Origin of the sequence: Ferrovum myxofaciens (assembly GCF_000735045.1) — a bacterium.
GTDB lineage: Bacteria > Pseudomonadota > Gammaproteobacteria > Burkholderiales > Ferrovaceae > Ferrovum > Ferrovum myxofaciens.
Genome location: NZ_JPOQ01000001.1, coordinates 1 through 19,984 on the forward strand (window position 1 = coordinate 1; position 19,984 = coordinate 19,984).

The 19,984-nt window shown below is 54.2% G+C and carries 23 protein-coding genes and 1 riboswitch; of the genes, 6 read left to right on the forward strand and 17 right to left on the reverse strand.

The window, feature by feature from the left end; all coding sequences use genetic code 11:
* Positions 1-89: 89 nt before the first annotated feature.
* The 6 genes from IV91_RS16560 to IV91_RS0100035 form a co-directional block, all read right to left on the reverse strand.
* The gene (locus IV91_RS16560; protein WP_031595016.1) at positions 90-569 is read right to left on the reverse strand and encodes a sensor histidine kinase; all 480 of its coding nucleotides are present in this window, start codon (positions 567-569) and stop codon (positions 90-92) included.
* 516 nt (positions 570-1,085) lie between these two features.
* The gene (locus IV91_RS0100015) at positions 1,086-1,703 is read right to left on the reverse strand and encodes a histidine phosphatase family protein (protein ID WP_031595021.1); all 618 of its coding nucleotides are present in this window, start codon (positions 1,701-1,703) and stop codon (positions 1,086-1,088) included.
* A gap of 37 nt (positions 1,704-1,740) precedes the next feature.
* Complete coding sequence (gene tal / locus IV91_RS0100020) at positions 1,741-2,694, reverse strand: transaldolase (RefSeq protein ID WP_031595022.1); 954 nt, start codon at positions 2,692-2,694, stop codon at positions 1,741-1,743.
* A gap of 124 nt (positions 2,695-2,818) precedes the next feature.
* The gene (locus IV91_RS0100025) at positions 2,819-3,175 is read right to left on the reverse strand and encodes a hypothetical protein (protein WP_150112325.1); all 357 of its coding nucleotides are present in this window, start codon (positions 3,173-3,175) and stop codon (positions 2,819-2,821) included.
* Between the two features lie 26 nt (positions 3,176-3,201).
* Positions 3,202-3,612, reverse strand: a complete 411-nt coding sequence (locus IV91_RS0100030) for a hypothetical protein (protein ID WP_031595026.1) — start codon at positions 3,610-3,612, stop codon at positions 3,202-3,204.
* 9 nt (positions 3,613-3,621) lie between these two features.
* A complete protein-coding gene (locus tag IV91_RS0100035; RefSeq protein ID WP_051861725.1) occupies positions 3,622-3,984 on the reverse strand; it encodes a hypothetical protein in 363 nt (120 codons plus the stop codon).
* A gap of 374 nt (positions 3,985-4,358) precedes the next feature.
* Between IV91_RS0100035 and IV91_RS0100040 the strand changes: the two genes are divergently transcribed.
* Positions 4,359-5,558, forward strand: a complete 1,200-nt coding sequence (locus IV91_RS0100040; RefSeq protein ID WP_031595029.1) for an HD-GYP domain-containing protein — start codon at positions 4,359-4,361, stop codon at positions 5,556-5,558.
* A 16-nt stretch (positions 5,559-5,574) separates the two neighbouring features.
* Here IV91_RS0100040 and IV91_RS0100045 read toward each other — a convergent pair whose 3' ends face one another.
* The 11 genes from IV91_RS0100045 to IV91_RS0100095 are packed head-to-tail and all read right to left on the reverse strand — an operon-like array spanning position 5,575 to position 14,653.
* Complete coding sequence (locus IV91_RS0100045; protein ID WP_031595030.1) at positions 5,575-5,928, reverse strand: (2Fe-2S) ferredoxin domain-containing protein; 354 nt, start codon at positions 5,926-5,928, stop codon at positions 5,575-5,577.
* A complete protein-coding gene (cobJ, locus tag IV91_RS0100050; protein ID WP_082783203.1) occupies positions 5,921-7,291 on the reverse strand; it encodes a precorrin-3B C(17)-methyltransferase in 1,371 nt (456 codons plus the stop codon). Before cobJ ends, IV91_RS0100045 begins: the two co-directional genes overlap by 8 nt.
* Positions 7,292-7,690 (reverse strand): cobalamin biosynthesis protein, encoded by a 399-nt coding sequence (locus tag IV91_RS0100055; RefSeq protein ID WP_031595032.1) that lies wholly within the window; start codon positions 7,688-7,690, stop codon positions 7,292-7,294.
* 4 nt (positions 7,691-7,694) lie between these two features.
* Positions 7,695-8,438: a cobalamin biosynthesis central domain-containing protein gene (locus IV91_RS0100060; RefSeq protein ID WP_031595033.1), complete on the reverse strand. Its 744-nt coding sequence runs from the start codon at positions 8,436-8,438 to the stop codon at positions 7,695-7,697.
* Positions 8,431-9,219, reverse strand: a complete 789-nt coding sequence (gene cobI / locus IV91_RS0100065; protein ID WP_031595035.1) for a precorrin-2 C(20)-methyltransferase — start codon at positions 9,217-9,219, stop codon at positions 8,431-8,433. Before cobI ends, IV91_RS0100060 begins: the two co-directional genes overlap by 8 nt.
* Positions 9,216-10,511 (reverse strand): bifunctional cobalt-precorrin-7 (C(5))-methyltransferase/cobalt-precorrin-6B (C(15))-methyltransferase, encoded by a 1,296-nt coding sequence (locus tag IV91_RS0100070; RefSeq protein WP_031595036.1) that lies wholly within the window; start codon positions 10,509-10,511, stop codon positions 9,216-9,218. The genes cobI and IV91_RS0100070 overlap by 4 nt, the downstream gene beginning before the upstream one ends.
* Positions 10,504-11,613, reverse strand: a complete 1,110-nt coding sequence (locus tag IV91_RS0100075; protein WP_031595037.1) for a cobalt-precorrin-5B (C(1))-methyltransferase — start codon at positions 11,611-11,613, stop codon at positions 10,504-10,506. The genes IV91_RS0100070 and IV91_RS0100075 overlap by 8 nt, the downstream gene beginning before the upstream one ends.
* Positions 11,614-11,622: 9 nt before the next feature.
* The gene (locus IV91_RS0100080) at positions 11,623-12,291 is read right to left on the reverse strand and encodes a precorrin-8X methylmutase (protein WP_031595038.1); all 669 of its coding nucleotides are present in this window, start codon (positions 12,289-12,291) and stop codon (positions 11,623-11,625) included.
* Between the two features lie 9 nt (positions 12,292-12,300).
* Entirely contained in the window at positions 12,301-13,167 is an 867-nt protein-coding gene (locus IV91_RS0100085; protein WP_031595039.1) for a sirohydrochlorin chelatase, read from the reverse strand.
* A complete protein-coding gene (gene cobM / locus IV91_RS0100090) occupies positions 13,164-14,012 on the reverse strand; it encodes a precorrin-4 C(11)-methyltransferase (RefSeq protein WP_411463566.1) in 849 nt (282 codons plus the stop codon). The genes IV91_RS0100085 and cobM overlap by 4 nt, the downstream gene beginning before the upstream one ends.
* Before the next feature lie 2 nt (positions 14,013-14,014).
* Complete coding sequence (locus IV91_RS0100095; protein WP_031595042.1) at positions 14,015-14,653, reverse strand: energy-coupling factor ABC transporter permease; 639 nt, start codon at positions 14,651-14,653, stop codon at positions 14,015-14,017.
* A 139-nt stretch (positions 14,654-14,792) separates the two neighbouring features.
* Positions 14,793-15,009, reverse strand: a riboswitch (cobalamin riboswitch).
* 161 nt (positions 15,010-15,170) lie between these two features.
* On the opposite strand from IV91_RS0100095, the gene cyoA reads away from it, so the two are divergent.
* The 5 genes from cyoA to cyoE are packed head-to-tail and all read left to right on the forward strand — an operon-like array spanning position 15,171 to position 19,974.
* A complete protein-coding gene (gene cyoA / locus IV91_RS0100105; RefSeq protein WP_084189789.1) occupies positions 15,171-16,082 on the forward strand; it encodes a ubiquinol oxidase subunit II in 912 nt (303 codons plus the stop codon).
* A gap of 16 nt (positions 16,083-16,098) precedes the next feature.
* On the forward strand, positions 16,099-18,126 hold the full coding sequence (gene cyoB / locus IV91_RS0100110; RefSeq protein WP_031595047.1) for a cytochrome o ubiquinol oxidase subunit I: 2,028 nt from the start codon (positions 16,099-16,101) through the stop codon (positions 18,124-18,126).
* On the forward strand, positions 18,123-18,743 hold the full coding sequence (gene cyoC, locus IV91_RS0100115) for a cytochrome o ubiquinol oxidase subunit III (RefSeq protein ID WP_051861727.1): 621 nt from the start codon (positions 18,123-18,125) through the stop codon (positions 18,741-18,743). The genes cyoB and cyoC overlap by 4 nt, the downstream gene beginning before the upstream one ends.
* Complete coding sequence (gene cyoD, locus IV91_RS0100120; RefSeq protein ID WP_031595050.1) at positions 18,740-19,069, forward strand: cytochrome o ubiquinol oxidase subunit IV; 330 nt, start codon at positions 18,740-18,742, stop codon at positions 19,067-19,069. Before cyoC ends, cyoD begins: the two co-directional genes overlap by 4 nt.
* Before the next feature lie 2 nt (positions 19,070-19,071).
* Positions 19,072-19,974 carry a heme o synthase gene (gene cyoE / locus IV91_RS0100125; RefSeq protein ID WP_051861729.1) on the forward strand — a complete coding sequence of 301 codons (903 nt, stop codon included), beginning with the start codon at positions 19,072-19,074 and terminating at the stop codon, positions 19,972-19,974.
* Positions 19,975-19,984: the final 10 nt, after the last annotated feature.

Consider the following 19,984-nt stretch of genomic DNA (forward strand, 5'->3'; position numbering starts at 1 on the left):
TCATCAGATGAAATAGTGAAAACCAAACCAGATGCAAAATCGGGGCAGCGCCGTCCAGCTGCGAGTGAAGTCGAATGCACAACTTAAACTCAAGGCATTATTGTCTTGACACAGGGGTCCACTTCATCGGATAGCACGGTCTGCAAGAAATACACCGCGTTGTTCATCACGCCCAGCGGGTTGCGCAACTCGTGCCCCACGCTGCCCGCCACTTGCCCCAGTACCGCCAATTTATCATTGCGTGCCAACTCATCCTGCGCCGCCAGCAGTTGCCTGCTTCGCTCCTGAACTTTCAGTTCGAGCACTTCATTCAGGTTCTGAAGTTCCGATGCCAGCCGTTCGCGTTCTAAAATATGGTTGCCTAGATTCTGATTTAATTTTTCGTATTTCAGCAGGACATAGCCCGATACCACCGTACCGGTAAGTGTGGAAAAAGTGATAGTTATGATATATGATCCCAAAATTGTAATCTTGGGGAAAATGTACGTTTTGGTCACCTCTAATACAATCATGGTGAGCAGTATTGCAATCATCGCCTTAAGCAAAGATTTCACTAGTGGTGGACGCATCTGTTACCTCCACTTTTCAACATTACAGGAAGCATGACGGAAAATGGCGCACTTACCTAGTTCGCTATGTTCTTGCACGCTGCCGCCGTTGGTCTGACCGGATTCTTTGCCCATAAAAGGCATCAGGGCGGGGATGAATAACGCGGACACCGCGGGAACCCGTGGCAAGACAAGCGCCGATGCCGAGAGAAGGAACGATGGGGCGGACGGTGATGGCGGATACGCGCTATATACCGGCAGCCCCCCGCCGCAACCGAAACAGCCCAAAGCCGACATTTCAACACTACTCGCCATGTTGGAAAACGGGGAGCCATGAGAACTTTTCAATCACAAAAAACGGATACCCAAAAAATCTTATGGTATTTTCCTTTTTGATCCCGAGTTTTTGTTCCCTTACAAAACCAAATTCATCGAGCAGGTAGCCCGAATCGATCAGAAGGAGGTTCGCTGGCCCGTGAGTTTAAGTGTAGTAGTCGCGATCTGGTCTGACAGTTCCCAGTTTGATTGATGCAACTGTCAGTTCAGATCGTGCAAATGCGCGGCATCATTGAGCCGAAGCACCCTCATCTGCATGTTCGCATCAAAAGTCAGCAGGTTGATACAACAGGGCTCTTGCTGAATCCGCCAGTAGGCAGACAAGGGCAGATCGAGGGCCTGCATCAAAATGACACGATTGACACTGTCATGGGCAACCAGTACCACTGTCTGGCCCCTATGCCGGGCGAATAAAGCACGCAAAGCATCGGTGGTGCGCAAAGCAACGGCTTGCAACGACTCTCCCGCCGGAAATTGCATCCATTGGGGAACCCGCTGCCAACGTTCCAACTCCTCCGGAAATTCAGCCTCCACTTCCGCATGGGTTTTCCACTGCCACTGGCCGTAGTCAAAGTCATCGAATCCCTCCTGAACTTGCGTCAGGATCCCACACTCCCGCGCGACCTCAGCCCCTGTAGCCTGACAACGTTTCCGTGGACTCGTAACGACCGCATCTGGTTGAAACTGCCTGGCGACCGCTTTGGCTAGGGCGGTGGCCTGCTGATGCCCCACAGAAGTCAATTCCAACTCCATGCGCCCTCTGAAACGCGGAGGATCGATGCCTTCGACCTGCCCATGGCGGGTAAGAATAATCTGCATCTCGTTCATCTCCCTCAGAGGTTTTTGAACCATCAATTTACAGTCGGTCAGCCAATAATTTTTCCAACTTTATCTGGTCCACTGTAAATCCGCGAATGCCCTCCGCCAGTTTTTCCGTAGCCATGGCATCCTCATTCATTTCCCATCTGAACTCGGCTTCCGTCAGCGAAGGGGGACGGGGTTTGACTTCTCCCTCAGGTTTCAAGCGCCGCACCAATACACTCCGGGTGTTCTGCAGTTCTTCCAGAAAATTGGGTCCGATCGTCAGCCTGTCACATCCGGCCAGTTCCAGAATCTCGCCGATGTTTCTAAAAGAAGCCCCCATGACCGTGGTGGGATAACCATGTTCCTTGAAGTATTGGTAGATTTTCTGAACCGACAGTACTCCAGGATCTTTCTCAGGTGTAAAAACATCGCCCTTGGCTTTGTACCAATCCATGATGCGTCCCACAAAAGGTGAGATCAGTGTCACACCCGCCTCAGCAGCCGCGCGTGCCTGAGAAAAACCAAACATCAAGGTCAGATTGCAATGAATGCCCTCGTGCTCGAGAATTTCTCCCGCCTTGATTCCTTCCCAGGTTGAAGCGATCTTGATCAGAACCCGCTCATTGCCGATCCCCGCCTCGTGATACAGGCGAATCAGTTTTCTTGCCCGCGCCAGCGTGGCTTGCGTATCAAACGAAAGGCGAGCGTCTACTTCTGTAGAGACACGTCCTGGCACGATTTTGAGTACTTCCAGACCGACATCCACGGCCAACTTGTCCGTGGCATCATGAAGCTGCTGCTCTACCTGGTTGCCCTGCGCCTTTGCCCAACCTATCGCATCATCGATCAGCGGACCGTATTCAGGCAATGCAACCGCTTTCAGCAAAAGGGAGGGATTCGTTGTCGCATCTTCTGGCTGGTGATGCCGAATCGCTTCAATATCACCGGTATCTGCAACAATGGCCGTCATGGACTTCAACTGATCAAGCAGTGTTTCTGCAGTCATTAAGAAACTCCTGATTTATGAATGGGAGTGAATTCGTTGGAAGAGTGAGAGAACTATTCTGTTTTCCAGAACCGGGAAAAAATGAAGGGAAGAATGACGCTTTTTCGCCACGCCTCTCTACCGTTCACTGATTTCCTATACGATGATAAGTCATACTAACCAAACCAGCATCAAATTGTAGAGTATCCTTATTCAGGACTTTGTACCAAACTGTTTCGGTCTCATTGCCTTTTTTGACGGAGACCCCAACTTTTTCCTGACCATTCCCCTCTTTTTCAATTCGGTAGTCACTCACCTTTTCCTCCCTGCTCTCGTCCACACCAAAAGCGGTTGAGGTCGTGATCACAGCGTCCCGTTTGAATTCCAGCGTACTGGAGGCGCCCAGAATGGCTTCTGTTTTCCACTTTCCGAGGAGTGGATTGCTTTCCCCACAGGAAGACAGGGTCAGCGCCAACACCACGTACATGATTGTTTTTTTCACAAAACCTCCATTCCCAAGATTCTCCGTCATGAAAACCAACGCAGAAATGCAGCCGCCGTCAATGCCAGACAGGCCAACCCGGTGGAACCTGCCCAAACCAGCATCCGGCGAGAAGATGACCATGCCCCCCCCCAGACCAGGCAAGAGGTCATCAGTCCTGCTCCTCCACACACACAGGACACTTTGATCATGAGCGCAATCATGGCGATCCCATGGATATCGGGAAGTCGGTGATCCGAACGATACGTCACCCAGCCAAAGGTAGCCCCCGTCAACCCTTGCGCCAACCATGCCAGCAGGACGAAGAGCGCAAAAGTTTGGGAGGGCGAATGACGCAGCAGGGCAACCCGGAATCCATATCCACTCAATCCAACGACCAACAAGGCTCCAAAGTTATGAAGTACTTGAATGAGGGCATATTCGAGCAGGGTGCCCATGCATCACCCTCATTTCACGGTGAAAGAAACACTGCTCTCCACCCCAGTCAAACTGTGACTCGCTGTGGCTTCCTTGATCGTGACCCGATGTTTCCCTGGTCCCAGGTCAGGCAACTGTTCCGAGCACGGACAATGACTCATTTGGTGGCTGATAATGGGTTCATCCTGTTGGTCCACATAGACGTGCAGGTGGTTTCCATTGGGACTGGGATGCACCTGGTACTTCACCACATGGGCACCCGCCGTCCAGATTTCACCTTCCTTGGGTGACAAAATTTCAATACTTGCGCCACCTGCGGCGTAGGATCCCAACGGCAAAACGCAGAGTGCCGCAACCAACATGCCATACATCATTTTTCCTGTTTTATTCATGACTGTCTCCTGTGGGTGGTTATATCATTACGTTTACGGCTTCACCTACCCGAACAAGTGGAACCCAAAGCACGCTCACTTGTCAAGACCAATGATGCGTCGGGGGTCAGCAGTTTTTTCCTGAGGCAACCCTTCTTGATCGGTTATCTGATCGTTCTTTCCCCTGGATGGATTTACTCATCTGATTGAAGCATTTGATCAAACTTTCAAGTGACCTCTCCCCTGGTTCAACAGGCCTATTCAGACAGTTCTCCCCCTCACTGGCTGCTTTTCTGTTCCGAAATCCTGTACCATAGCGGAAAAGGCCCGTCGAACAATAACTCTATTGATTCAATAAGAAATCACGGTATTACCTTGGCTATTGTCAAACCCTCATGAAAAAGATATCCGTCGACGATCTGAGAATCGGAATGTTTGTCCACGAAATCTGTGGGAGTTGGATGGATCATCCCTTTTGGGTATCCTCGTTTGTGATCAGTGACCGAAATGACTTGATCACTTTACAAAAAAGCAGCATCCGAGAGGTATGGATCGATCCCGACAAAGGGAGAGATACGGAACCCTCTGCCCCGGTCGCCTCTCCTTCGCTGGTTCCATCATTATTGATGGAAACAATCAAGGAAGCCAGAGCGATCAAAGTCGCCACTCAAAAAACCAGTTTTGAGGATGAACTGGTTCTGGCACGCGGCATTCATGCCCGGTCTCGCGGCGTGATCCATAGCCTCTTGACGGAAGCCCGCATGGATATCCCGGTCAATCTGACGACTGCCCAGCACCTCGTCGAAGATATCTGCAATTCCGTACTGCGTAATTCAGAAGCGCTCATCAGTCTTCTTCACGCCAAGACCAAAAAAACTTACCCCTATCTTCATGCGGTAGCCGTATGCGCTTTGATGATTGCTCTGGGAAAACAAATGGGGTTTGACAACAATCTGTTGAAACGACTGGGCATGGCCGGACTATTGCTCGATATTGGTAAAACCTTGCTCCCCCTGTCTCTTCTCAACAAACAAGCCCGCTTGACTGACGAGGAATTCGAGATGATGAAATCTCATCCTCTGCTGGGGTACCATCTCTTGCAAAACTTGGGCATCGACGATGAAATCATCCTCGATGTATGCGCCCATCATCACGAAAGGATGGACGGAAAGGGTTACCCGGATTGGTTGCCCGAAGAAAAAATTTCGATCTATGCCAATATGGGCACCTGCTGCGACGTTTATGATGCCATCACTTCGGAACGCAGTTACAAAACCGGGTGGGCATTGGGCCAAGCCATTCGAAAAATGGCCGAATGGCAGGAAGGCCAATTCAATCGCACCGTCTTTCATGCCTTTGTTCGAACGGTGGGACTCTACCCGTCAGGAACGCTCGTCCAGTTAAAATCCGGGCGCTTGGCTTATGTCGTGGAACAACACCCAGGCAGCCTGATGACACCGAAGGTCAAGGCGTTCTATTCAACCCGACAAAATGTTTTCATCGAACCGCTCATGCTCGACTTGAGCAAATGCGGTGACACCATTCTGAATGTCGAAGATCCTGCCAAGTGGAATTTCAAGGCGTCGCACCTTTGAGGAGCCGGACTGAAGATCAATCTGTTATCTGCTGATGAAAAACCAGATCCTCCACGGGCATACCTTCCACCAGATGTTGCTGAACGATCCGCTCGAGATTCTCCGAAGTAACGTTGTAATACCATACCCCATCCGGTTGCACACAGAGAATGGGCCCTCCCTTGCAGGCTGCAAAACATGCCACCCGGGTGCGTTTGACACGCAGCGCCCCCTTGTCGAGTCCTGCCGCCTTGAATTTCTCTCCCAAACTGTCGAAGAGAGTTTGGGACTCCCCTTCCAGGGTACACCGTGGGCCCGTGCACACCAACAGGTGACGTTTGTAGTTCCCGATGGTAGGTTTGACCGGAAAATGATCCACATCCTCACTCATGCGCTTTCTCCTCTGTTTCCATTTTCTTGAATGTCTTCGTTCCTATCGTCGTCAACGCACTGTAAAAACTTTTCCATTCTTCCGCCGACCACTGTCCTTCTCCATTCTTGGTCAAGAGAAAAGACACCACGAAATCCCCATGGGAATCCGTAAAATAAATCCCAGCCTGACGCGTCTCCTGCCATACAAACCAGCCATGGGCTAGGGAGGACACATCTACATGTAAATGAAAATGCTCATGAATCAGATTCAGACGACCTGACTTCAGGGAAAAATCCCGGGCATGAAGCAAGAGTTCCGCAACGCTCCCCCCATGGCGCACTACTGCACGCAACTTCCCCCATTGGCGCATTTCCTGCAAGAGACGTTCGAGTTCCTCTGAGGCAAAATGACGAACCAGAACTCCATTGAGGACATTGTCTTCCACGGTTCCTGCCACGGCTTCCAGAATCTGTGCGAGGGGCGCATCAAAATGGTCTGCCACCTGCCGCAAAGAGTGGTCTGGGTGGGTCTGCAGGTGAATCTGAACGAACTCATGCCATCCCCCCAACCCCAGAGTCAGAGAACGCCCGGCCTGCTCTCCCGGCTTTGTATCCCCCGTCAATCCTTCATATTTATTGGTATACCCCCGGGGCGTCACCATTAATCCAGCGCGCATAAAGGTGCTGCTATTCCCAATCAACACCGTGGTCAGCATGCCGATATCCTGGTCTGCCATGGTTTTCAGGGTAACGAGTTGAATATTCTGGCGGCGACGGTAGGCAGATTTGACTACCGCCACAGGCGTCCCGGGGTCCCGGTATTCCAGCAGCAGACGCTGGGCTTCCACGATCTGCTGGGTGCGCCGACCACTTTTTGGATTGTAGAGGGCGATGACGAAATCTCCTCGCCCAGCCGCCCGCAAACGTTGGGCGATCACCGGCCAGGGCGTCAGGAGATCAGACAGTGAGATGGAACAAAAGTCGTGGGTCAAAGGAGCCCCCACCAGGGATGCACAGGCATTCAAGGCGCTGGCACCGGGAATGACCTCCACCCTGATCTCGCTTTCCGGCGTCCAGCCGGCCTGAAGCAACACCTCATAGGTGGGACCTGCCATCCCGTAAATGCCAATATCCCCCGAAGAAATCAGAGCGACCGTTTTGCCTTGGCACGCCTGTTCGTAGGCTTCGACGCAACGATCGATCTCTTCCGTCATCCCCTTGCGAATAATCTCCTTGCCTACCAGAAGATCCTGCACCAACTTGATATAAGTGGAATACCCAATGACCACATCTGCCTCGGCAATGGCCGCACGCGCACGATAGGTCATATGTTCCGTGGCACCAGGTCCAAAACCCACCATTAAAATTTTTCCTGTTTTCATTCAATTCTCTTTCATGAGTGCAATGGACACCGTGGCATGTTTCCGGTCCGCGCCACGATGTTTGAATTTTTCCAGTATCAGACCTTCCAGCCCAACGCCCGCTGCCAATAATGCGGCAGCTTCAGACACCGCCGGAGTCCCCATATACCGGCGCACCGTTTCCGAAGGATTGGGGACCGGGACTTGTGACAGTTGTGCCGCATTAAAAAAAAACAGTGGCCAACCTTTCACTGCAGCCAGTTCCAGCACAGCCACCTCATCGTTCTTTTGGTCGATGGTTGCCAAGCCAACGACGGCATCTTCCGTCAGCCCCGCCTGCTGAAGGCCCAAACTCACCCCTTCCTGCAGGGTAGCGAATGCCACATCCCGATCGCACCCCACGCCCACCATGACTTTCATCTCGCTACTCCAGTGGAGGGCGATACGCGACCAGCCGCTCCTTCAACTGTTCCCATACCGATGCTGAAATTTCACGCCGAGTCACCCAGAGTACGGCTTTGAACGAGCTCAGATCCACCTTCTCGAATTCATCGAACAGGTGAATATTGGAAGGGAGAGGAGTGGGACGCGTCCACCATTGCCGGCTCCCGGCTTCCTGCACGAAAGCGATGGGCTCTCCATTGACCACATGGGCCGAAACCCGGGTAATGTTGATCTTGGGGGCCTCCACCTGCCAGCCCAATTCGCGCCCCAAAATATCCACGGGAATGGTTTTCCCCACATCGGATGCAGTGGTCAGGACAACTTCGGCGCCCAGCAGTTCAGCCAGGTGCAAGGCAAAGGCATTGGCTCCTCCCACATGCCCCGACAGAACAGGAATCACGTAGCGGGCCGCATCATCGATCACCACCACCCCAGGGTCTTCATCCTTGGACTTGAGATGAGGAGCCATCAAACGTACCACTGCGCCCAGGGAAATGAACAGGACCAGTTGATCGTAGTTGGAAAACAGGTCTGCCATATGACCACTCAACGCCCCGGACAGGATATTAACCGGATTGGGCAACGCAGGAGGGATCGCAGGCGCAAATTTTTCCGTCACCACCAGGTGTGCCTCAGGCAATTGAGCAAGTAGGGCAAGAGCGCGAGCCAGGCCATGTTTGGTAATCGCAACAAGCGCGACATGGGGAGCAGTCATATTATTCATGGACAGAAGTATCCGGAAGAGAAGTTTTTTTTCGGCAGCCGCGCAGGATCGTCCCGCGCACCCGCGCCGGATTACGCACCAATATCAAGGACAGATAATTGACTTTTTGCCCACGCAAACGGTTGATTGCACGTTCCACCCGTTCCATCGGGGTGCCCGCCTTTTCGATGAATGCCGCATGGGCCAACAATTCACGCCGTTCGAGCAGGTCTAGAATGTCATCCAGCAAAGGTTTGACCTTGAGCAAAATCAGGGTATCGAAATCCAGCAATAAACGCTCGATCATCTCAATTCCATAACTGGCAGGAATGATGGCAATGGTTTCATCCGTCTCGGCCAAGGGCATACCCACGGTGGCCGCAGCCGCATGGTAGGAGGAAACCCCTGGCAAGGTTTCGATGACCACTTCTGCCTCCAGGGCCCGTACGGTGCGGGACAAGTGGCCAAAGGTGGAGTAGGTCGAGGCATCGCCTTCGACCAAAAATACGACATCCTGTCCCGTCCGTAACCGTTCGAGCACCGCTTCCGCCGCCCGCAACCAATAACCGGCCAAAATTTCCGGATCGTGGGTCATGGGGAAAATCAGCGGACAACTCCTGCCAGGCAACGCCCGTCCAGTGCGCTGGACGATGCCCAGCGCATGACTGTCCGCTCCCTTGCGACGCACCGGATAGGTCCAGTAGAGATCCTCCCGTTGCAGCAACGCCCACACCTGCCGGGTGATCAAACCCGGATCTCCAGGCCCCAGGGAAGCCCCATACAGCCGGCCGAAAGCACTCATACGCCCCCTGCTTCAGACACTGGTTTTTCGGCACAGAGAATCCAGACCGGATTTTCTGCTTGCAGGCGGTGCATTTCCAGAAGGGGACGACTCCGCGCTGCCTGTAATTGTGTGACATCCCAAACGGTGGCAGAAGCAGCAAGACACTCCAGAGCGGTTCCCAAATTTTCCAGGGTGGCAAAGTTCATGACCAAGTGCCCGCCTGGACTCAGTCTTGCCAGACATATCTGGATCAATTCCCGCAATTCGCCCCCTGAACCGCCGATGAATACAGCATCAGGATCGGGCCATTCTGCCAAGCCCGCCGGAGCTTTCCCTTGTACCAGGGTGTAATTGGTCACCTGCAAACTGGCCCGGTTTCTGAGGATGATAGCGCCATCTTCCGTGTTTTTCTCGATGGCATAAACATGCCCCTGAGTACACAACCGAGCTGCTTCCAATCCCACCGACCCCGAACCTGCCCCGATGTCCCAGACCACACTGTCCCGCTGCAAAGCCATCCGGGCCAGGGAAACCGCACGCACTTCGCGCTTGGTGATCAATCCCTTGTCGGGTTTGCGTTGATCAAAGCGCGCATCCTCCAAACCAAACAAGGCATCCCTCGAAACAGCGAAGCGCCGCACCAATACCACATTTGGCTCAGCGAAGCCACGTTGGGACACCACCGTGACATCCATCCAGTCATGAATGCATTCCCCGTCCTGCAAAAGACATTCCGCCACAGCCATCTCAAAATCCCCGGCCACCCCTTCCGCCAACAACATGCGTGCAATCCGTCCGGGCGTATTCTCCGGACTGGTGAGAACTCCCACCAATTTTTCGCGAACGAGCACTTGCAACAACTCATGGAGCCCATGCTCGGGACCTGCCCCTACGCTCCATTCGCCCGCATCACGGTTGTGCACGGAGGCAATCCGCAACCCCTGCCAGGGTTGTTTCAAACGGGCACAGGCCACTTGAATCAAGGAAAGATTGGGCAGAATCAGGACAGATGAGCGGCCCAGTTTCTCCACCAGATACCCTCCGACACCATGGCAAAGGGGATCTCCACTGGCCAGAATCGCCACCCGCCGATGTCCCTGCTGGGCCTCAACGACCCACTGGGGCACCTGGGGCAAACACCCCGTCAAATCCCTGCATTCGGCATCGTCCCGGATCACCGTCCGAAATAATTCCAGGGTCCGCCTTCCCCCAATGACCAGATCCGCTTCCTGCACGCCCTTGAGGACTGCGGGAGGCAATCCCTCCACTCCGTTGTCCAATACGCCGATCACCAGACAAGGTTCAACCATGCCAATCTCCCCCAGAAACCTGGGCCAATTGATGACCGTCAAAATCACACATCAGCACCTGCAGGGCAAATTTCCCCGGATAACGACCATACAAAGTCTGTATCACCCGTTTCCCCAAAGCCTCATAAAATTCCGTGATCAACCCCAATTCCTCCATTCGTTCACTGGCATAACGCGCCATCTCTGATTGCCGAATGGCGCTGCATACCTCTGCAGAAGCCCCCACCGAGCCTGCAATCTCTGCCAGCAGATCCGTATCCACCGGGTTGCGGTGCGCGTGGGTAATGGTTTCACCCTGGGCGATCTTGGTCAATTTTCCTACCATCCCGCCAATGATGACCCTTGCAATACCGCACTTCACCACCGTATCCAGCGCATATTTCAAAAAATCCCCCATCTGCACGAAACAAGCGGGAGCCAGGTGCGGCAAGACCCCCATGACAAATTTCTCGGTTCTCCCCCCGGTGGTCAGCACCACTGTGTCCTGTCCCTGATTGGCAGCCACTTCGATGCCCTGGATGACGCTGGCACGAAATGCCGCCGTCGAATAAGGATGCACGATGCCTGTCGTCCCCAGAATGGAAATCCCCCCCACGATGCCCAAACGGGAATTTAACGTCCGCTTGGCCAGGATCTCGCCGCCCGGTACGGAGATGCAGACCTCCAGTCCCTGCCGCTCCAGGACTGCCTGCGCCACCTGGCGGACATTGGCCTCGATATTGCGGCGCGGCACCGGATTGATGGCAGGCCCCCCCACTTCCAGTCCAAGGCCGGGCATGGTCACCGTACCCACCCCTGCACCGCCCTTCAGGTGCACGGTACCGGGAAAATCGGGCAACCAGCGGACATCTGCAGTCAATGCGGCCTTATCCGTCACATCCGGATCATCCCCGGCATCCTTGATCACGACCGCATGGGCCGAAGAACCATCCGACTGTCCTTCGGACACAGAAAACCGGACCCGTTCCCCATTGGGCAAATCACATTCCACCACATCCGGAACCGAACCCTGAATCAACCCAAGCACCGCCGCCCGGGCAGCAGCAGCGGAACAAGCGCCGGTGGTGAATCCCTTGCGCGTGCCCTTTGGCTTCTTTTCCATGGACGCGATTCAAAAAGAATCAGTGTGAACTTCAGCCAGAGCCAGCAAGGCGTGGAGTGCAGCCACCACCAGAGTGGATCCTCCTTTTCGCCCTTCTATGAGTATCCAGGGGCAATCCGTGCTCTGACTCAACAAGTTTTTTGATTCGGCCGCAGAGACAAAACCCACGGGCATTCCGATGATCAGAGCGGGCCGAACCTGTTCTTCCCGCACCATCCGCAAAACTTCGAGTAACGCGGTGGGCGCATTCCCAATGGCCACGATACCCCCCTCCAGCAACTGTTGTGCCTGAGCTTTGCGCATGGCCTGGACCGCGCGCGTCGTATGCTGGATTTGGGCTTGGGCGATCACATCTTCATCAGAAATGAACTGATAGGGGTGCATGCCATAGTATTCCAGACGGGGTTTGGACAATCCCACACAGATCATTTCCACATCGGCAACGATGGGTGCCCTGCTTTGAATGGCGTGCAGGCCCGCCCTGATGGCCTGGGGATGGAAATGGGTCAACCCGTTGAAGTCAAAATCCGCCGAAGCATGAATCATGCGACGTACCACCTGCCATTGGGCATCGGAGTAAGTATGGGGGCCTGCCTCACGATCCACGATGGCAAAGGAGTCGTGTTCGATGCGTCGTCCTGCATCTGTGAGTTGTTCGGTGATGATCGGAGTTTTCATGGCTCGGATCTATTGTACGGAAGCAACCGCAGAAGGATGGTCGTGCGCATGACTACCCTGTCCATGATCGGCGGAAAATTCGCGGTATTTGCAGCCATCGCATTCCATCATGCGCTGGGCGGTGGGATCCGTCGCCTCTCGGATTCGTTGCTCCAGCAGCACATAGATCTCCTCCTCAAATCCAAAATAACTGGACAAGGCAAAACGCACCTGCGGATATTGTACTTCGAGCGCATTGACCTGGCGACGAATACGCTCGATCAGAGTACCGGTGAACAGGTAGAAAGGCAACACGACGATTTGCCGCGCCTCCAGTTTGACCTGCCGTTGGATCACCGATTCCAGACGGGGGTAGGTAATTCCCGTAAAAGCGATATCCACCCAAGGGTGCACGCCCTCTTCGTAGAGCCAGCGTGCCATTTTTGCCACCTCGCCATTGGCCACACGGTCCGAAGAACCCCGTCCCAAGAGAACGATCCCAGTATTGTGCGGATCCGGCATATCCAATTGGGCCAAGGCATGGGCCAGATTGCGTTTGAGAATCGCCAGAATTTTGGTATTGGCTCCCAGATGCGGGCAATAGACAAATTCCACCGCCGGATAACGCAGGCGCGCCTGCTCGAGGTGCTCCGGAATCTCCATTTTTACATGACCTGCGGCATTCAGAATGAGGGGAACGACCACGACCCGCCCACCGCGCCGGGCTGCCTTGCTCAATCCCTCTTCAACCAGGATTTCCGCAAATTCGATGAAACAGACTTCGATGATCCACTGGGGTTGACGGCCGCGCCATTGTTCCGCAAAGAATTCGATTTCCTGATTGCCGCTCTTTTCTCGGGAGCCATGTCCCACCAGCAAAATGGTTTCATTCTTCATGAGAGGTCTCCGGGTTCCTTGTTTGCCTTGCGATAACGGTGGGAAAACGTACCGTCATACAGTTTCGAACGTTTGATCTCGGCCCACCCCCGTGCACCCAAGGCGGGACTGACAATGATCATGGCCTGACTGCCAATTTTTTCCCGCCGACACCGCTCGCGAATATCGGCCAGAGTCCCCCGCACGATCTTTTCTTCTCCCGGCCAACTGGCTTTTTGTACTACCAGAACCGGACTGTCCTCCGCCCATCCTGCCGCGCGCAAGGCGCGCTGGATCTCGGGGAAGAGCGTGATGGAAAGAAAGAGGCATAAGGTACAATGATGCGCGGCCAGAGATTCCAGATCTTCTCCGGCAGGCATGGGTGTGCGTCCAGCCACCCGGGTCAAGATCACGGTCTGGGTAACCTCCGGCAGGGTCAGTGTCTCTCCTGCCGCAGCGGCAGCAGCCAAAGCGGAAGAAACACCGGGCACCACCGCCCACTCGACCTGGGCTTTGTCCAACGCCCGCACCATTTCCACCAATGCGCCATAGAGCCCAGGATCTCCCGTCTGAAGGCGAATCACGATGGCATGGCGAGCCGCCTGTTCGATCAACCAGGCCGTGATCTCCTCCAGTGTCATGTCTTTGGAGTCACGGATTTCACAGTGGCTGGGCGCATAACAGGTGGCGGCTTTATCCACCAAAGACCCTGCATACAAAATGGCGCCTGCCTGCTGCAGCAACTTCACACCCTTGAAGGTCAAAAGTTCCGGATCCCCAGGGCCCGCACCAACAAACCAGACCTTACCCACTCCGGGGTTCCCAATCTTGCCTGAAATGACTCGATGACCCGGACAATGCCCAATACTCAACGCACGAGGGCTTCAACACGGCACTCAAAACAGTGGCGGGCAAGAGATGAATTCCGATGACCTTTGAAAGCAACCAACAGGGTCCAGGTAAATACTGGTTCGATCATGATCAATACCAGATACGAAGCCGCAAAAGCAGCCCAGGCCGAAAATGGCGTAGGAATCTCGCTGAGCGACAGCCAAAATCCCACCATCAAAGTCACGCCACTATAATAAAGCGCATCAAGTTTGAGGAGGGTTTTGAGATCGACTGTTTTCAAACGATGCCCCACCGTAGCATGTAACAGCACCAAGGGTACAGCCAGCGACAGGGTATTCACCCCCAAATGTACGAGATCCGTTGGAACGAACAGGAGCCCTTGGAGCATCAGGCCCAGACCAAAGCCCAACAGAGTCGGCACGAAACCAAAAATGAGGTAGATGGGCATGGCCCCAACGAAATGCAATTCCGAGGGCCCAACTGGGAGGTGATACATTTGCATGAACAGGGTGAAAAAAACCGCAGCAATGGCAGTACGAATCACCATCGCGGGCTGGCGTAACAGAGCCAGACTCTGGCTTCCCAAAATTCCAAGCGCGGTCACATTCGCCGCAGCGATTTTGGCGGAGGAAATATAACCTGGTTCGATATGCATGACGAATCCCTTATATGATCAAGACAGTAAGGGAGTGAGGCAGAAACACCGCGCGATCGGCAAACCTCCCGATCTTCAAGCCGCCGCAAAGAACCCAGCCTTCGCTCGACCCGTTACCGCCCACACCCCGTGGCTACAACACATTTCATGGATACAGGCCGGTCTTCTGGCTTACCTTCAACGAAGTACCCACCTTCCCACGTCTTCAACGACGCAGTGGCTCTCAGGTACTCCTCAGGATCACAGCAGCGGGGGCTACGCCGGAATCATGGGGGGTTACCCACATTCACCGAACTTCCCGTTTCACCTCTGGACGCGATAACGCGCACAGCGGCACCTGTATCAAGGGACACAGTATAAACCATTCGCCAGGATCCTCGTAACTTTCGTCCGAGACTTCCCGCTTTACCCAGAGAAGGATTTGATACAACTGGCGCGCTCGGGTTCTGAGATTATGGCGGAGAACAATTTTTCTGCAGATAGTCTGTGAGACTCCACGGAGCAAAGGGAGAAATCGATGAAAAAATGGATCATTCCATGGACAGGCGCACTGTTGCTCTGTCCTTCCTGGTTATGGGCATGTACCGGGAATTGTGGGGATCAATGGGCAGTATTGACCCCGCGCGGCATGATTGCCAGCCACGAAAAAACCCTGATTTTAACAGCCCTGGGGTTGATGTTGCTGGTGGTGGTTCCCGTCATTGTCATGACCTTCCTGTTTGCCTGGAAATACCGCGCATCCAATCCACGGGCAGACTACGCTCCTGACTGGGATCATTCCACCCTCATCGAGGTAGTGGTCTGGACCATCCCAACCTTGATCGTTGCTGTACTGGGGTATCTCGTTTGGATATCCTCCCATACCTTGAGCCCCTATCGATCCATTGTTTCAAAGCAGCCTCCCCTCGAAGTACAGGTGGTGGCCATGGACTGGAAATGGTTATTCATTTACCCCGAATGGCATATTGCCACCGTCAATCAACTGGTCATTCCCACCGGCGTCCCTGTTCATTTCAGCCTGACCTCCGATGCGGTAATGAGTTCCTTTTTCATCCCTCAACTGGGCGGACAAATCTATGCCATGGCCGGAATGAAAACCCACCTGCATCTGATCGCTGACCAACCCGGAGTCTTTCAGGGCTACAACACCCAGTTCAGTGGGCAAGGGTTTTCCGGCATGATGTTTGAAACCGTGGCAACTTCCCGTGAAGCATTTCTAGAATGGGTTCACCAAGTCCAAACGGGAGGACTGGTGCTCGATCGCATCACCTTCACCGCCCTGGAAAAACCCTCCATCAATGAACCGCATCGCCTCTACTCCTTGGCGCTGCCGGACCTTTTCGACAACATCCTGTCCCAAGACACCACGCTCAGGACGATGACGATGATGTCTCCTTCCCCTGCACCCATGGCTGCCATCGAGGATTAACCCAGTGGAAGAACTCATTTTCGGTCGCCTGACCTTGCGCGAAATCCCCTATGACAACCCCATCATCATGGCGACTCTGGGCGGATCCACCATGCTCCTGCTGTGTATTGCATTCCTGATCTGGTACCACGGGAAATGGTCCTATTTGTGGAAGGAATGGTTCACCAGCGTCGACCATAAACGGATTGGCATCATGTATGTGGTGCTGGCCCTGATCATGCTCCTGCGCGGTTTTGCCGATGCGCTACTGATGCGTACCCAGCAAGCCCTGGCCGAAGGCAGCGCTCAAGGCTATCTGCCCCCGGACCATTACAATCAGATCTTCAGCGCCCATGGAACGATCATGATCATTTTCGTCGCCATGCCTTTTTTCATCGGCCTGATGAATATCGTCGTACCGTTGCAAATCGGGGCCCGGGACGTGGCCTATCCGTTTCTCAACTCAGTAAGTTTCTGGTTGACCGCCTCCAGCGCCGCTCTGGTCATGCTCTCTCTGGGACTGGGCAATTTTTCCCACGCAGGGTGGTCGGGATACCCGCCCCTCTCGGAAAAACATTATAGTCCCGGACCGGGGGTGGACTACTGGATCTGGGGCTTGCAATTGGGGGGGGTGGGAACCCTCATGACCGGCATCAACTTTTTTGTGACGATCCTGCGCCTGCGTGCGCCCGGCATGACCCTTATGAAAATGCCGATCTTTTCCTGGACCATTCTGGTCACCAATGTACTCATCATGCTGGCCTTCCCAGCCCTCACGGTGGTTCTTGCCCTGCTGGCCCTGGATCGCTATGCGGGAATGCATTTCTTCACCAACCACGGAGGGGGGAACCTGATGCTGTTCACCAATCTGTTCTGGATCTGGGGACATCCTGAAGTGTATATCGTGATCCTCCCCGCCTTTGGCATCTATTCAGAAGTGGCTGCCACCTTTTCCAGAAAGCGGCTCTTTGGTTACACTTCCATGGTCTATGCTTCCGTCGCCATTGCCATGCTTTCCTTCATGGTCTGGCTACACCATTTCTTTACCATGGGGGCGGGGGCCAACGTCAACGCCTTTTTTGGCATTGCCACCATGATCATCGCCATTCCCACGGGGGTTAAGGTGTTCAACTGGCTCTTCACCTTCTACCGGGGGCGGATCGAATTCACTACCCCCGTGCTGTGGACCCTGGGTTTCATCGTCACTTTTTGTATCGGTGGCATGACCGGGGTCTTGCTGGCGGTGCCCGGCGCCGATTTCGAACTGCACAATTCCGAATTTCTCATTGCCCACTTCCATAACATGCTGATCCCAGGTGCACTGTTTGGCTACTTTGCCGGCTATGCCTACTGGTTTCCCAAGGTTTTTGGCTTCAAACTGGACGAAGTCTGGGGCAAACGGGCCTTCTGGCTTTGGATCGTCGGCTTCTACCTCGCCTTCATGCCCCTGTATGCCTTGGGTTTCATGGGTATGCCTCGCCGCCTCCTCCATTATGACAATTCTCATTGGCAACCTTATCTGGTGGTTGCCTTGGGCGGAACCTTGATCATCTTTGGAGGCATTCTGTGTCAAATCCTGCAACTCACCTTCAGCATTCGCAACCGCGCCCAGTTGCGCGATGAAACCGGTGACCCCTGGGATGGGCGTACCCTGGAATGGTCCATTCCCTCTCCCCCGCCTGCCTATAATTTTGCCCGGATTCCCCAAATCCATACCCGGGATGCCTTCCACTCCATGAAAAAGCAGGCACGCCACGCTGAAGAGGTCGATTATGAAGCCATCCTCCTGCCCCGTTCTTCCAGCCTGGGGCCCATCATGGGGGGATTGACCTTCGTTCTGGGTTTCTCTCTGGTCTGGTACCTGTGGTGGTCGGCCATCCTTGCCCTGGCAGGCCTTCTTGGCTGCGTCATTGTCCGCTCCTGGGACGAACACACCGAGGAGGAACTCTCTGCGCAGGAGGTTCGCGCCATCGAAACGGCTTTACGCCACCCCAATGCCTCCGTTTCCTACGCAGAAGGACTCCCCATCCAAAAACTCACTTTTGAGAGACACCCCTTGCCATGATCACTGCCCAGCCCCCCCTCGTCATCGGAAACATCGAGCGGGAACACCCCGAGCATGATTCCGTAGGTCTTGCCACCTTCGGCTTTTGGCTTTACCTGATGACGGACTGCGTCCTCTTTGCTGCACTTTTTGCCACCTATGCCGTACTTCATCAGAATTTTGCCGGCGGGCCAACCGGCAAAGATCTTTTCGATATTCCCTATGTCTTCGTCGAAACCCTTTGTCTGCTTCTATCCAGTACCACCGCCGGCTTTGCCCTGTTGTCCATGCAGCGTCAGGATCGTATTCGCCTGCTCTACTGGTTGGGCTTGACCGTTTTGTTGGGCATGGGTTTCATCGGAATGGAAATCCATGAATTCATCCGTCTCATGAGTGCAGGGAATGGCCCCCAGCGCAGTGGTTTTCTGTCTGCTTTCTTCACCCTGGTGGGGACCCATGGATTGCACGTCACCATCGGTCTGCTCTGGATGATCAACATGATCCTGCAAATAAGGCGCCGGGGAATCACCGTTCCCATCCAGTCGCGCCTGATCCGCCTCAGTCTGTTCTGGCATTTTCTTGACTTGATCTGGATCGGTGTGTTTACCCTTGTTTATCTCATGGGAGTCAGTTCATGAAAACATCTGTCCCCTCCCATGGCTCCCTGCGCTCCTATCTAGGGGGATTTGCCGCCTCCCTGTTCCTGACCCTGGCCTCCTTTGGACTGGTTCTCTATGGCCCCCACCTGGAGTCTTCGTTCCTGTTCGGAATACTCGCGCTACTGGCCATTCTCCAGATTACCGTGCAGATTTATTTTTTCCTGCATGTCGACACCTCCTCGGAACAACTTTGGCACCTTCTTCCTCTCCTCTATACCCTCCTCATTGTCATCCTGCTGGTGGGCGGCACGTTATGGATCATGCATAACGCCAACCTGCACATGATGTCGGGGATGGACCCCTAGGGATGAATACCCTCGCATTCAGAATTGCCCCGTCCCGACGGGATCTTTTGTCCCTGATCAAGCCGGGCATCGTGCTGGCCAATCTGGTTTCCGTAATCGGAGGATTTGGTTTGGCCGCTCGAGGACAGGTAACCTGGTCCCTGCTCAATGCCACTCTCTGGGGTGCCGCCCTGATCCTCAGCGCCGGCTGTGTTTTCAACAACCTCATCGACCGGGATATCGACTCCTTCATGCAACGTACCCGACAGCGTCCCTTGGCGCAGGGAAGAATCACCGCCCCTCAAGCCTTGGCATGGGGCACCCTGTTGTTGGGCAGCGGTACCTGGGTGCTGGGATGCCATACCAATCTTCTGACCCTGGCCGTTTCTCTGACCGGAATTTTTGTCTACGTTGGTTTGTATAGCCTGTATTTCAAACGTCATTCCTGGTTGGGGATTTGGGTCGGCAGCATCGCTGGAGCCATTCCTCCCCTGATAGGCTACACAGCAGTCACCCACCATCTGGGACCGGGGGCCTGGTTCCTGTTTCTGATCTTCTGCCTGTGGCAAATTCCCCACGCCCATGCCATTGCTCTCTTGCACCTCGAGGATTATCGTCGAGCCGGACTCCGTCTCTTGCCTCTCACTCATGGAGAAGAAGTAGTGCGCCAGCGTTTGCCCTACTACATTGGCGCCTTTCTACTGGCCACCCTGCTGCCCTTTTTTTATAGCCTGACCGGACCGACCTACCTGCTCGTGATGCTGACTGTGGGGGGAAGTTGGCTGGGCATGACCTGGAAAACCCGTCATCATCTTCACCTGAAATCCTGGGCCCGGGGTCATTTTATGTTTTCGATTCTGGCCATCATGATCCTCAATTTCATGCTGGTGCTCGACCCCGCCATTCTGCTTCTGCGGGGCTCCTGAACAACACGCA